Consider the following 13253-nt stretch of genomic DNA (forward strand, 5'->3'; position numbering starts at 1 on the left):
CCCTACTCCGGCGCGCCGTCGTTCGGCAGCTGCGCCAGGTTTGGCCGCTCCCCGCGCTGTGCGGTGGCCGCGGCCTCGACGGCGCGCATGGTGCGCAGCAGGTTCTCGCCCGAAATCTTGCGGATGTCGGCCTCGGACCAACCGCGACGCATCAGCTCGGCCAGAATGCGCGGATAGGCTTCCACGCTCTCGACGCCCTCGGGCAGGCTGTCGACGCCGTCGAAGTCGCCGCCCAGGCCGACGTGGTCGATGCCCGCCACGTCGCGAACGTGCTGAATGTGGGCCACCACGTCGTCCAGCGTGGCCCTGGGCGCCGGATGGGCGGCGGTCCAGGCGTCCATGCCCGTCTTCACCGCGTCGGGATCGCCCTGGTTCAGGGCCGAGAGCCGCGAGAGCTCGGCGGAGCGCAGGGCGCCCCACTGGCGCACAGGCTCGCTGATGAAGCCCGGCACGAAGGTGACCATGACGATCCCGCCATTGGCCGGCATCATCCGCAGCACGGAGTCAGGCACGTTGCGCGGATGGCCCGTCACGGCGCGCGCCGACGAATGCGAGAAGATCACCGGGGCCGTCGTGACGCGGATGGCGTCATACATGGTCTCTTCCGAGACATGGCTCAGGTCCACCATCATGCCGAGGCGGTTCATCTCCTTCACCACCTGCTCGCCGAAAGGCGACAGGCCGGTCCACTTCGGCGCGTCGGTGGCGCTGTCGGCCCAGGTCGTGGTCTTGGAATGGGTCAGCGTCATGTAGCGGGCGCCGGAATCATAGAACTCGCGCAGCAGGCCCAGGGAGTCGTCGATCGAATAGCCGCCCTCCATGCCGATCAGGCTAGCGATGCGGCCGGCCCTGTGGATGCGGCTGATGTCGTCGGCGGTGGTGGCGATCTCGAACACCGAGGGATGGGCGGCGGCGATGCGCTTGACCGTGTCGATCTGCTCGAAGGTGGCCTTGGCGGCCTCGACCGGCTCCAGGCTGGCCGGGACATAGACCGACCAGAACTGGGCGCCGACGCCGCCCGCGCGCAGGCGCGGGATATCTGTATGGAGGCGCGTCGTCGCCGCCAGATTGGTCGCCAGATCAACACGATAGGGATCGTTCCCGAAGCCCTGACGCAGGGCCCAGGGCAGGTCGTTGTGGCCGTCGATCAAGGGGGTGCGGCGCAGGATCTGCATCACCCGCTCCTGCCCCGCAGCATTGTCGCCGGCCGGGGTTTGCGCCAGGGCAGGCCCGGCCAGGACGGCGAGCGAAACGGCGGCGAGCAGGGCGGTGCGGATCATGGGGGTCCCCTCAATACTGATACGGCCACGCTGACACAGGCGGAGCGGCATGGGAACCGGGTCTGATCTGGATCAAGGCCCTGTTTCAGGCGAAGGCGCATGAAGCACGCACCGCACACTGTTCACAAAGGCCGCCCGTCATGGTTGAAGCCCTGATGATTCAAGACACCCCTACCCTGATGGTCGAGCACCGCGAGCGCGCCCGCGTCTGGTTCGAGACCCTGCGTGATCAGATCCATGCCGGTTTCGAGGCCCTGGAAGACGCCGCCCCCTCCGACCTCTTCCCCGGCGAGGCCGGCCGCTTCGTGCGCACGCCCTGGGACCGCAAGGAAGGCGGCGGCGGCGTCATGGGCATGATGAGCGGCCGCCTGTTCGAAAAGGTGGGCGTCCACTGTTCGACCGTCCATGGAACCTTCCCCGCCGATTATGCGAAGAACGTCCCCGGCGCCGAGGAAGACCCGCGCTTCTACGCCACCGGCATCAGCCTGATCTGCCACCCGGTCAGCCCGCGCGTGCCCGCCGTGCACATGAACACCCGCCTGATCTCGACCACCAGGACCTGGTTCGGCGGCGGCGGCGACCTGACGCCGGTGCTGGACGTGGACCGTCGCGACGACCATCCCGACACCCTCGCCTTCCACGCCGCCATGAAGGGCGCCTGCGACGCCTTCGATCCGGCTTGGCACGCCAAATACAAACAGTGGTGCGACGAGTATTTCTTCCTGCCGCACCGCAACGAGCCGCGCGGCACCGGCGGGATCTTCTACGACCACCACGACAGCGGCGACTGGGAACGCGACTTCGCCTTCACCCAGGACGTCGGCAAGGCCTTCCTCGAGGTCTATTCCAAGATCGTCGCCGGCCGCATGACCGAGGCCTGGACGCCCGAGGAGCGCGAGGAACAGCTGATCCGTCGTGGCCGCTACGTCGAGTTCAACCTGCTCTACGACCGCGGCACCATGTTCGGCTTGAAGACCGGCGGCAACGTCGAGTCGATCCTCAGCTCCATGCCGCCCGTGGTGAAGTGGCCCTGATGACGACCTAGGCGACCTAGGCGACCTCGGCGCGCGGTCCACGCGCCATCGCCCCGGCGATGGCGTCGAAGAGGGCGGCCAGGGTCAGGGGCTTGGTCAGATGGCCGTCCGCCCCTGCGGCCCGCCCCGCCTCGACATGCTCGGCCATGGCGTTGGCGGTGAGCATCAGGATCGGCGTCCGGGCGCGGCCAGCCTGCGTCTCGAAAGCGCGAATGGCGGCGGTGGCGGTCAGGCCGTCCATCACCGGCATCTGCATGTCCATCAGAACAAGATCAAACGCCTCGCGCTTGAAGACATCCAGCGCCTGCGCCCCGTCTTCGACCGCGACCAGTTCCATGGCCGTCGCCCCAAGCATGATCTCGATAACCTTGCGGTTGGCCGGGTGGTCGTCGGCCAACAGCACTCGCAGCGGCTGTTCACGCACGTCGGCGGCCGGCGGGACCGCCTCAACCGCCTGACTCGCCTCCGCGACCGGAAGCAAGGGGATCTCGAACCAGAAGCGGGAACCTTCGCCCGGGGTGCTGTCGCACTCCAGGCGACCGCCCATCAGTTCGACCAGCTCTCGCGAGATGGCCAGCCCCAGTCCGGTGCCGCCGAAGCGTCGCGTGATCGAACCGTCCGCCTGCTGGAAACGGCCGAAGATACGGGCCTTCTGGTCCTCATCGAAGCCGACGCCGGTGTCGGTGACGATGAACCGCACGTCCCCCTCGACGCCCGGCTCGACCGTCAGGCTGACCTCGCCTTCCGCGGTGAACTTCAGGGCGTTGCTGACCAGATTGGTCAGGACCTGACGCACACGCACGGCGTCGCCTTCGACCAGCTGATCCAGCCTGGCGTCCACATGGGCGACCACCGCCACCCCCTTGGCCTCGGCCGGCACCCGCCACAAGGCGGCGACATCATGGACCGCCCGCCCCAGATGGAAGGGCGCCGTCTCGATCGTGACCTGGCCGGATTCGATGCGAGCGCTGTCCAGGATGTCGGACAGCAGTCGTTCCAGGGTGGCGCCGGAGGAGCGGATGACCTCGACCATTTCATGCTCATCGGCGTTCAGGTCACGCTGGCCCAGGGCGTCGGCCATGGCCACCACGCCATTCAGCGGCGTGCGGATTTCATGGCTCATGTTGGCCAGGAACTCGCTCTTGGATCGATTGGCGTCTTCCGCCCGTCTGCGCGCGCTGCGCAGTTCGCCGCCCTGACGCCATTGCCAGATGAGGGTCAGCAGGGCCGACAGCATGAAGACCACGCCGATGCCGACGATCCAGTTCTGCCAGCGGATGACGGTGCGCTGCAGCTCGGTATTGGCCCGCGCGGTCTCCAATTGCTGACGCCGCCGGTCCAGTTGCTCCTGAATGTCGCCGGTGACCTGACGGATGCCGGCGCTGAACCTCTGGGCGGTCTGAACGTCGCGGCCCCGCTGATAGGTCCGAAGAACCGTATAGGCCTCGGCCGACTGTCCCGAGGCGAAAAGCAATTCCGCCTCGACAAGGGCGACATGGGAATCCACCCCGCCTTCTCGATCCAGAGCGCGCAGCCGTTCAAGGTCGCGGCGTGCGCCAGCCAGATCGCCGGTGCGCGCCCGGGCGACCGCCCGCAGGGGCAGAACATCCAGCATGAGGAAGGCCGCCGGCCCCATATCCTCGCCATAGGGCGACAGACAGGCCAGCACCTCCAGGGGTTCGTCGCGAGCGTCGGCCACCTGAGCGCACAGGCCCGCGTCGTAGATCAGAAGATTTTCGAGCCCGGTCCTCAGGCTCAGACGACGATGGGCGGCGTAGTATTCCTGAGCGCGCGTCAGATCGCCGACCTGAACCGCCATCTTGGCGAGGTTGTACAGACTGTCGAAATCAGGACGGGGATAGGCCGCGTTGGCGTAGTCCATCTCGAAACGGCGAAAGGCGATGGTGGCGCCGACCACGTCATTGAGCTTCATCAACCCCATGCCCGTCATCTCCCACAACCCGGCATGGGCGGTGTCGGCAAAGGGCTCGCCGTCAGGAATGTCAGTTTCGGCCTGATTGAGCAGCTTCAAGCCTTCGCCGACGCGGTCCTGATCAATCAGGGCCAAGGCGGTCAAACGGGCGGCGTGGGCGCGCACGAACCAGTCGACGCCGGCGGTCGTCATCCGCGTCATTTCAGCGTCGACCGTCAGGTCGCCCTGATCATAGCGAGCGGTCAGGTCGTTGAGCCGCGCGATCTGGATGTAGCGCTGATCGCGTTGCGCCCGCGCCTTCTCCTCCAGCCGTCGGTTCCAGAAGGCCGCGCGATCGAACTCGCCCTGGTTCTGAATGGTCCAGACGACATGATAGAGGCGGTTCAGACCTTCGCGATCATGGCGCCTGTAGGCGGCCTCGCCGAAGGCCTCGAGCTCGGCGAAATTCGTCTGCGACGCGCGCTGCTCGACGGCCCGCAGCAAGTCATCACGCGAGACGGGCGCCTGCGCCTGAACCAGGCCCGGCGACAGCAGAATGGCGATCGCGAGGACCGCAGCTTTGAATGGCGACATCACACTTCCAGACTGATGCCCCAGACTGGCACACTAGAAGTTGAGCAAGGTTTAGCGTTCGCCGAACGCGCCCGTGTCAGATTCCGCTGCCGTCCGCCTCGACGGGCGGCGGCGTCAGCAGCAGATAGGCCCGTATCCAGGCCGTCAGGACCGCGCGATCATTGGCGCCTTCCAGGCTCAGCAGGGCCTCGTCCGCCAGGTCATGCGGAATGCGATGGCCGCGCCGCCCCTCGATCAGAGCGGCGGCGTAGGCGGGCTGGAACTCGGGATGGCACTGGAAGCTGATCGCGTCCTCGCCCCAGGCCAGACCGGCGTAGGGCGTGAATTCGCACGAAGCGACGACCCGCGTATCCGGGGCGATCGCCACCACCTGATCCTGATGCGACACCGGAATGGCGATCGAGCGGGCGCGCGGATGCATCCAGGGCTCGTGGCTGACGACGTCGTAACGATGCAGACCGACGCCCCAGCCCTTGTGCGACTTCTCGACCTTCCCGCCGAAGGCGTGGGCGATGACCTGATGGCCGAAGCAGATGCCCAGCAGTCGCGTCTTGCCTCGCGCCGCGCGCAACCAGTCCACCAGCGGCGAAATCCACGGCAGATCGTCGTAGACCCCCGCCGCCGAGCCGGTGACGATGACGCCGGTGAAGTGCGACGGGTCTTCCGGCAGGTGCCCCGACTGCACGTCGAAGCGCGTGGTCGGCACGTTCTCGCCCAGCAGATAGCGGAAGCGCGCCGGATAGTCGTCGAAGGCGTCCCGCAGATGTTCGGGCGGGTGGCCGGTTTCCAGAATGGCGATACGGGTCATTTCGGCGTTTTCCAGCGGGGAGAAGGAAGCGTCTGTCTCTGGATTGGGGTAGAAGTCGGGCGATTGCAACGAGGCCGCCCCATATGACCGCCGACGCGCCCGCCGATTCCCCGGTCGTCCTGATCAATATCTTCAAGTGCGAGGCGCGTCGTCAGGACGAACTGATCGAGCATCTGACGACCCTGGCCCAGGTCCAGCGCGCCCTGCCCGGCTTTGTCTCCGCCACCCTGCATCGCGGTCTGAACGGACGGGTCGTGGCCAATCACGCCGTCTGGGCCAGCGCCACGGACTGGAAGGTCATGACCCGTCACCCCAGCGTCGTGGCGGCCATGGGGCCTATCCTGGCCCTCGCCACCTTCGAGCCGCACCTCTATGAGCCCGGCGAGGTGGTCGAGGCCTAGCCGGCCCGCCAGACCTCGGCCCGGGCGTCCGCCTCGCCCAGGGTCGCCGCGACCCAGCCACAAATTTCAGCCGCTGCGACTTCCGCGCCCGAGGGCGGATTGACCACCGTCATGGTGCAGCCGTTCATCTTCATCGGATTGTTCAGCGGGCGCAGGCGCGCCTCGGCGACCAGGACCCGGCCCACCTTCGCCTCTTCCAGACGACGGATGAAGCCGTCGAAGGTCTCCATGTCCTTCAAGGGGGTCCAGACCGCCACCGTCGCCGTGCGGTCGTGACGCAGAATGGCGGTGGCCGTCTCGGCCGAGCGGACGTAGTCGTCAGGCCGCTCGAACGGCGGGTCAATCAGGACCAGCGGCCCCTTGGTCGTCTTCGCCGCCTTCAGCGCCTCGACATAGCCGTCGCCCGCGCGTCCCTCGGCAGCGGGCCATTCCGCCAGGGCCTCAACCAGCATGTCCTGCACCGGCGGGTTGAACTCGAAGCCCAGGTAGCGGTCGCCGTCACGCAGCGCCCGCGCGATCAGCAGGGGCGAACCCGGATAGAAGCGCGCCCCGCCGTCGGGGTTCAGAGCCGCGACCTCGACCGCCAGGGCCTCGATCAGCGGCGGGCGGTCCTCGGCGGTCATCAGCCGCGCCACGCCTGCCTCGGCTTCCTTCGACCGCGCCCCGTCGCCCGACAGGTCATAGAGGCCCGCGCCCGCATGGGTGTCGAGGACCGTGACCGGCCCCTTCGCCTGCCGCTCCTTCAGCAACCACAGGACCAGGGCGTGCTTGACCAGGTCGGCGAAGTTTCCGGCGTGAAAACTGTGACGATAGTTCATGGACTGCTCGTCTCCCGGTCCGGGCGCGGGGTCAAGTCGAGAACCTTCGACCGCGCATGTCGCCCTTGCGGCGCGGCCGATTGGAGGAATGAAAAACCGGTGTTATTTATGTGGTGCTTGCGCCCGAAACTGGAGCGATCGCATGACCCTGTCGAACACCTTCCTGCGCCTTGCCCTCGTGGCCGCCTTGATCGGCATGATCTGGGGTAACGTCATGGGTGCGACCCATGATCATTCGACCAGCAGCGCCCACGCCCACCTGAACCTTCTGGGTTGGGTGTCGATGTCGATCTACGGCCTGTTCTATCGCGTCGTGCCGCAGGCCGGGCATGGGCGACTGGCCTGGGCGCATTTCTGGGTCGCCGTGACCGGCGTGATCCTGATGGTCCCCAGCCTGCCCCTCGTGCTGATCCAGTATCAACCCGCCCTAGCCCTGGCCGGACCCGTTCTGGCCCTGGCGGGCCTGGTGATCCTTCTGGGAATGGCGCTGTTTGCGATCATCGTCTTCCGCGCCACCGGCCCCCGCTCGGCCCTCGCCTGAGACAAAAAAGCCCCCTGCCTTGCGGTCAGGGGGCCTTGGCTTCGCGGGTCAGCGACCGGTCAGTCGGCCCAGTTCAGGACGACCTTGCCCGACTTGCCGGACTTCATGGCCTCAAAGCCCGCCTCGAAGTCCTGATAGGGCATCTGGTGGGTGATCAGCGGCGTCAGGTCCAGACCGGCCTTCAGCAGGCCCAGCATCTTGCGCCAGGTGGTGAACATCTCGCGCCCATAGACGCCCTTGATGGTCAGGGCCTTCAGGATGATGGCGCCCCAGTCCGTCTCCATCGGCTTGCTGGGAATGCCCAGCATGGCCATGCCGCCGCCCATGATCAGGGTGTCGACACACTGCCTGAAGGCGATGGGCGAACCCGACATCTCCAGCGCCACGTCAAAGCCGACCTTCAGGCCCAGCTCGTGCATCACGTCGCGCAGGTCTTCCTTGGTCGTGTTCACGGCGCGGATGCCCGGCGCAACCTTCTGTGCAAGTTCCAGGCGGAAGTCATTGATATCCGTTAGGACCACGGTGCGGGCGCCCGCGTGACGGGCGACGGCGGCGGCCATCATGCCGATGGGACCGGCGCCGGTGACCAGGACGTCCTCGCCCAGCAGGTCGAACTGCTGCGCCGTGTGCACGGCGTTGCCGAACGGGTCGAGAATCGAGCCGATCTCATAGGGCACGTCATCCGGCAGTTCGATGACGTTGAAGGCCGGGGCCACCACGTACTCGGCGAAGGCGCCCTGACGGTTCACGCCGATGCCGCGCGTGTCGGGGTCCAGATGGAAGTGACCGGCGCGAGCCGCCTCGGAGTTCAGGTCGATGACGTGCCCCTCGGCCGAGACGCGCTGGCCGACCTTCAGGCGGCGATCCACATCCTTGCCGATGGCGACGATCTCGCCGGCGAACTCGTGGCCGGTGATCATCGGCACGGGCACGTTCTTCTGGGACCACTCGTCCCAGTTCCAGATGTGGATGTCGGTGCCGCAGACGGCGGTGCGGTGCACCTTGATCAGCACGTCCTCGTCGCCCGCGACGGGGATGGGGGCGTCGATCAGTTCCAGGCCCACGCCCGGTTTCGTCTTGGCCAGGGCCTTCATGGTATTGGTCATCGGATCACTTCTCCCGCTCGCGCAGCCCTAGCTGGGCTGGCCGTCGAGCTTCAGTTCAAATCTTACCCGGTCGGGGGCTGAGGCCGTCTCTGCCTGGGCCTGAAGGAGAAGCTCAATGAGCGTCTCGAAGTCCAGTCCCATCGCATCCCTGGAAGCCTGGAAATTCCGCCAGTCGAGAGTGACCGGCTTTTCCAGCAGGCCGGTCACCGTGTCCCAGAGGGCGTCGAGGTTTCGACCGAACCAACTCGGCACCCCGTCGATCCTCGCAAAAGCCTCATAGAAATCGTCGGTGGTCTTGATTGTCTGCCCGTCGATTTGCGCTTCCATCGCCAATCCAGCGTCAGATGACGCCGAGCTCCTTGCCAGCCGTGGTGAACGCCGCCACGGCGGCGTCGATCTGCTCGAAGGTGTGGGCCGCCGACATCTGGGTGCGGATGCGGGCCTGGCCGCGCGGCACCACGGGGAAGCTGAACCCGATGACGTAGACGCCCAGTTCCAGCAGGCGCGCCGCCATGTCCTGCGCCAGCTTGGCGTCGCCCAGCATGACCGGAATGATCGGGTGCTCGCCCGACAGCAGGTCGAAGCCCGCCTCCGCCATGGCCGAGCGGAACCGCGCGGCGTTGGCGAACAGCTGCGCGCGCAGCTTGTCGCCCTCATCCCCCGCGGCGATGCGGATGGCTTCCAGCGACGAGCCGCAGACGGCGGGCGCCAGGGCGTTGGAGAACAGATAGGGCCGCGCCCGCTGCTTCAGCAGTTCCACCACGTTCGAGCGGGCGCAGATAAAGCCGCCCATGGCCCCGCCCAACGCCTTGCCGAAGGTGCCGGTGACGAAATCGACCTCGACCCCGCAATGCGAAAACGAGCCCTTGCCCTTGTCGCCCAGGAAGCCGGTCGCGTGGCAGTCGTCGACCATGATCAGGGCCTGATACTGGTCAGCCAGGGCGCGGATCTGGTCGATCTTGCCGATGTAGCCGTCCATCGAGAAGGCGCCGTCGGTGGCGATGATGATGTTGCGGGCGCCGGCGGCGCGCGCCTCCTTCAGCTTGGCCTCCAGATCGGCCATGTCGGAGTTGGCGAAGCGATAGCGCTGTGCCTTCGACAGACGCACGCCGTCGATGATCGAAGCGTGGTTCAGGCTGTCCGAGACGATGGCGTCCTCGGCCCCGAACAGCGGCTCGAAGATGCCGCCGTTGGCGTCGAAGGCGGCGGCGAACAGGATGGTGTCTTCAAAGCCGAGATAGTCGGCGATGGCGCGCTCCAGCTCCTTGTGGATTTCCAACGTGCCGCAGATGAAGCGGACCGAGGCCGTGCCCGCGCCCCACTTCTCCATCGCCCTGATGCCCGCCTGGGTAACGCGCTCGTCGCCGGCCAGGCCGAGGTAGTTGTTGGCGCAGAAGTTCAGGACGTCGCGGCCGTTGACCGAGATCACCGGCCCCTGACGCGAGGCGATGACGCGCTCGGGCTTGGTCAGCCCCTGGGCGTGGATGTCAGCCAGCTCGGCGGAGATGCGGTCGTAAAAGGCCGTATTGGTGCTCTGGGTCATGATTTCTCCGCTACGCTGAATTCAGGTCCGTTTGAACCCCTGATTTCAGGTCTCGGGGGCAGGTCCGGCCGAGGCGTCGATGACCGGCCGAAACGGACTGACACGAATTTGCCTCCCGCAGGGCGTCAGAGCCAGCGGGAGCGTGATCTGGGCCGTGTCGCCGGGTGTGGTTAGACGCAAGAATTTGGCCTCGGGGCAGACCTTCTCGCCTTCGGATTCATGCGGCACGACGTTCCAGGCGAGGTCGAAGAAGGCCTTAGCCTGGGGCTTGACGGAAACCGGCGACGGGGCCGTTCCCTGCGCAAGATAGTTGCCCGGCTCCTGCACCGCCTTGATGGTGCTCAGAGTGCGGTCGCCCGCGTCGGCCAGCGTCACCGTCGGATAGCCGGTCAGGCTGCAGGTCTGGGTTCCCATATTCTGCACGGCCAGGGTGGTGACGCGATTGCCCATGCCCGCATCGCCGCCCTCGACCGACAGCCGCAGGTTCGTCCCCACGCAAGGCGTCTCGGGCGACGGAGCCAGGGCCGCGACCGGGCGGCTGCATCGCTCGAGCACCGCCCCGCCAGCCTGATCGTTCGGCCCCAACCGGCTGAGGGTTCCGCTCTCCTGCCCGTTGCGGCTGGCGGTCCACCATTCCAGACCCTGCCCGGCGTAACGCGCGCCGCTGGCCGAGACCGCGCTGGTCAGGACGTAATCGCGCCCGTCATAAGACACCCGCGCCGTCTCCGTGTCCGGATAGGTCACGGCGATGGTCTTGCCGCTCTCGCAGGCGTAACCCACGGCGGCGGCGGTCTGGGCGGGCGGTGCCTCGACCGGAGACGTCGGCGCGGGCGGCGCTTCCTGGGAACAGGCGGTCACGGCCAGGCCGAGACAGGACAATAACGTAGCGGCGGAGCGGGTCATGAGCGCCTCTCTGGAATGTCCGATCCCAACGCCGCGCCCGCCCAAAGGCTCCGCTTGCAAGGAAATCGAACGGAGCGGTTGCTTGATGATACACTATAACATATCAAGCTCGTGACATTGTAACGGGGATGCGTGCCTTGCGACTTCAAACCTTCCTGCTGACCGCCGTCGGGGCCGCCGCCCTCTCGACCTCCGCCTTTGCGGCTGATGACGTCGTCCAGACAGCACAACAGGACGAGCCGACCGAGATCGCCGACGTCGTGGTCCGGGCCCTCCCCCTGGGCCGCGCCGGCGACGACGTCGGTTCGCACGTCGCCCTGCTGAGCGGCGACGAACTGGTCCACCGCCGCCAGTCGACCCTGGGCGACACCCTCAGCGGCATTCCCGGCGTCAACTCCGACACCTTCGGCGGCGGCGCCAGCCGCCCGGTGGTGCGTGGCCAGGCCGCCCCGCGCGTCAAGGTGCTGAGCGAAGGCGCGGGCCTGATGGACGCCTCGGAGGTTTCGCCCGACCACGCCATTTCCGGCGAGCCCCTGCTGCTGGAGGGCATCGAGATCCTGCGCGGCCCCTCGGCCCTGCTCTACGGCGGCGGCGCCATCGGCGGCGCGGTCAACCTGCTGGACAAGAAGATCCCCACCCGCGTCCCGGCTGAGGGCGGCGAGGCCGTGGTCGAATACCGTCGCGGCTCGGTCGATAACGAGGAAGCCGGCGTGGTGGGCGCCACGGTCGGCGCCGGAAACTTCGCCGTCCGCATCGAGGCGGCGGCGCGCAAGGCCGACGACTACAAGGTGCCTGACTGGGACGAAGCGCGTCTGGACGGCTCCTACAACGAGACCTCGACCGCAACGCTGGGCGCCTCATACATCGGGTCGCGCGGCTATCTGGGGGCGGCCTATACGGAGCAGACCAGCCGCTATGGTCTGGCCGGCCACACCCACGAATACGAGGGCTGCCACCCGCACGGCGACCACCTGCATTGCGGCGGCCACGACGATCACGACCACGACGGCCACGACCATGAGGAAGGCGAGGAGCACGATCACGACCACGGCGTGCCCGAGGTCCGGCTGAAGAGCCGCCGCTTCGACCTGCGCGGTGAACTGCGCGATCCCCTGCCCGGCTTCGAGAACGTCCGCCTGCGCGCCGGCTATACCGACTATCAGCACCAGGAGCTGGAGGAAGGCGTCGTCTCGACCACCTTCACCAACGAGGGCTATGATGGCCGCATCGAGGCCCAGCATCGCGAGATCGCCGGCTTCAAGGGCGTGATCGGCCTGCAGCTGAGCAAGAGCGACTTCGCCGCCGTGGGCGAGGAAAGCTTCCTGGCCCCCAGCACGACCAAGAACACCGGCCTGTTCGTGATGGAAGAGTACGAACTGGGCGACTGGCATCTGGAAGGCGCCCTGCGTCAGGAGTGGCAGGAGGCCTCGGCCCTGGGCCTGGCCGACACCGAGCACAAGCCCTTCTCGATCTCGGGTTCAGCGGTCTGGCACTTCATGCCCGGCTGGACCGGCGCGGTGTCGCTGTCGCGTTCGCAGCGCGCCCCCTCGGCGCAGGAGCTCTATGCCGACGGCGTCCACCTGGCGACCAACACCTACGAGATGGGCGACAGCGGCCTGGACGTCGAGACCGCCAACGCCCTGGAGCTGACCCTTCGCAAGACGGCGGGGTCCACCACGGCCTCGGTCAGCGCCTATCACTACGTCTACGACGACTACATCTTCGCCCGGACCCTGGACCAGTTCGAGGACTTCCGCCTGATCCAGTACAGCCAGGCCGACGCCACCTTCACCGGCCTGGAGGGCGAGGTGCGCCAGCAACTGACGCCCTGGCTGTCGGCCACGGTGTTCGGCGACTATGTGCGCGGCGAGCTGAAGGGCGACGGCGGCAACCTGCCCCGCATTCCCGCCGCCCGTGTCGGCGTTCGGGCCGAAGCCTTCGCCGGGGCATGGTCTGGCGACGTGGAGTACAGCCGCACCTTCAAGCAGAACGACATCGCCGACTTCGAAAGCGAGACGCCGGGCTACAACATGGTCAACGCCACCGTGGCCTATGACGTGGAACTGGCGGGGGTGAAATCGCAGGTCTTCCTGCGCGGCACCAACCTGCTGGACGAGCTGGCGCTGAACCACGCTTCGTTCCTGGCCGAGACCGCGCCGCAGCGGGGCCGCAACCTGGTCGTGGGCGTGCGCGCCCGCTTCTGATTTTCGTCAGAGCCAAAAAAGAAGGGGCGGCGTCCGACGGACGTCGCCCCTTTCTTCGTTAGATCAATGTCGGGTCTGCTGTGACATTTCCGCGTCATTACAGACCGTT

Annotated in this window: 12 protein-coding genes; 4 read left to right on the top strand and 8 right to left on the bottom strand. The window is 67.1% G+C overall.

All coding sequences use genetic code 11. The annotated features are described in order from the left end of the window. Window positions 1-2 precede the first annotated feature (2 nt). A complete protein-coding gene (locus tag ACZ5XO_RS10820) occupies window positions 3-1280 on the bottom strand; it encodes a dipeptidase (RefSeq protein ID WP_464162358.1) in 1278 nt (425 codons plus the stop codon). A 179-nt stretch (window positions 1281-1459) separates the two neighbouring features. On the opposite strand from ACZ5XO_RS10820, the gene hemF reads away from it, so the two are divergent. Continuing rightward, window positions 1460-2314 (top strand): oxygen-dependent coproporphyrinogen oxidase, encoded by an 855-nt coding sequence (gene hemF / locus ACZ5XO_RS10825; protein ID WP_464164907.1) that lies wholly within the window; start codon window positions 1460-1462, stop codon window positions 2312-2314. A gap of 16 nt (window positions 2315-2330) precedes the next feature. On the opposite strand, the gene ACZ5XO_RS10830 is transcribed toward hemF, so the two are convergent. Both ACZ5XO_RS10830 and ACZ5XO_RS10835 read right to left on the bottom strand, forming a co-directional pair. Continuing rightward, a complete protein-coding gene (locus tag ACZ5XO_RS10830) occupies window positions 2331-4820 on the bottom strand; it encodes a hybrid sensor histidine kinase/response regulator (protein WP_464162359.1) in 2490 nt (829 codons plus the stop codon). 76 nt (window positions 4821-4896) lie between these two features. Then, complete coding sequence (locus ACZ5XO_RS10835) at window positions 4897-5628, bottom strand: type 1 glutamine amidotransferase (RefSeq protein ID WP_464162360.1); 732 nt, start codon at window positions 5626-5628, stop codon at window positions 4897-4899. A gap of 83 nt (window positions 5629-5711) precedes the next feature. Between ACZ5XO_RS10835 and ACZ5XO_RS10840 the strand changes: the two genes are divergently transcribed. Then, window positions 5712-6029 (top strand): antibiotic biosynthesis monooxygenase family protein, encoded by a 318-nt coding sequence (locus ACZ5XO_RS10840; protein WP_464162361.1) that lies wholly within the window; start codon window positions 5712-5714, stop codon window positions 6027-6029. Here ACZ5XO_RS10840 and rlmJ read toward each other — a convergent pair. Beyond that, window positions 6026-6847: a 23S rRNA (adenine(2030)-N(6))-methyltransferase RlmJ gene (gene rlmJ / locus ACZ5XO_RS10845; RefSeq protein ID WP_464162362.1), complete on the bottom strand. Its 822-nt coding sequence runs from the start codon at window positions 6845-6847 to the stop codon at window positions 6026-6028. The genes ACZ5XO_RS10840 and rlmJ overlap by 4 nt on opposite strands. Window positions 6848-6989: 142 nt before the next feature. Between rlmJ and ACZ5XO_RS10850 the strand changes: the two genes are divergently transcribed. After that, the gene (locus ACZ5XO_RS10850) at window positions 6990-7388 is read left to right on the top strand and encodes a hypothetical protein (protein WP_464162363.1); all 399 of its coding nucleotides are present in this window, start codon (window positions 6990-6992) and stop codon (window positions 7386-7388) included. A gap of 59 nt (window positions 7389-7447) precedes the next feature. Here ACZ5XO_RS10850 and tdh read toward each other — a convergent pair whose 3' ends face one another. Genes tdh through ACZ5XO_RS10870 form a run of 4 tightly spaced genes read right to left on the bottom strand, consistent with a single transcriptional unit; the run spans window position 7448 to window position 10940 of the window. Then, entirely contained in the window at window positions 7448-8494 is a 1047-nt protein-coding gene (gene tdh, locus ACZ5XO_RS10855) for an L-threonine 3-dehydrogenase (RefSeq protein ID WP_464162364.1), read from the bottom strand. 27 nt (window positions 8495-8521) lie between these two features. Beyond that, a complete protein-coding gene (locus tag ACZ5XO_RS10860; protein ID WP_464162365.1) occupies window positions 8522-8821 on the bottom strand; it encodes a barstar family protein in 300 nt (99 codons plus the stop codon). Between the two features lie 13 nt (window positions 8822-8834). Continuing rightward, a complete protein-coding gene (locus tag ACZ5XO_RS10865) occupies window positions 8835-10037 on the bottom strand; it encodes a glycine C-acetyltransferase (RefSeq protein ID WP_464162366.1) in 1203 nt (400 codons plus the stop codon). A 45-nt stretch (window positions 10038-10082) separates the two neighbouring features. Continuing rightward, complete coding sequence (locus ACZ5XO_RS10870) at window positions 10083-10940, bottom strand: DUF4232 domain-containing protein (protein ID WP_464162367.1); 858 nt, start codon at window positions 10938-10940, stop codon at window positions 10083-10085. A 128-nt stretch (window positions 10941-11068) separates the two neighbouring features. Here ACZ5XO_RS10870 and ACZ5XO_RS10875 point away from each other — a divergent pair, with 128 nt between their 5' ends. Next, window positions 11069-13144: a TonB-dependent receptor domain-containing protein gene (locus tag ACZ5XO_RS10875; protein WP_464162368.1), complete on the top strand. Its 2076-nt coding sequence runs from the start codon at window positions 11069-11071 to the stop codon at window positions 13142-13144. Window positions 13145-13253 lie beyond the last annotated feature (109 nt).

Source organism: Brevundimonas sp. T2-11 (genome assembly GCF_055397675.1).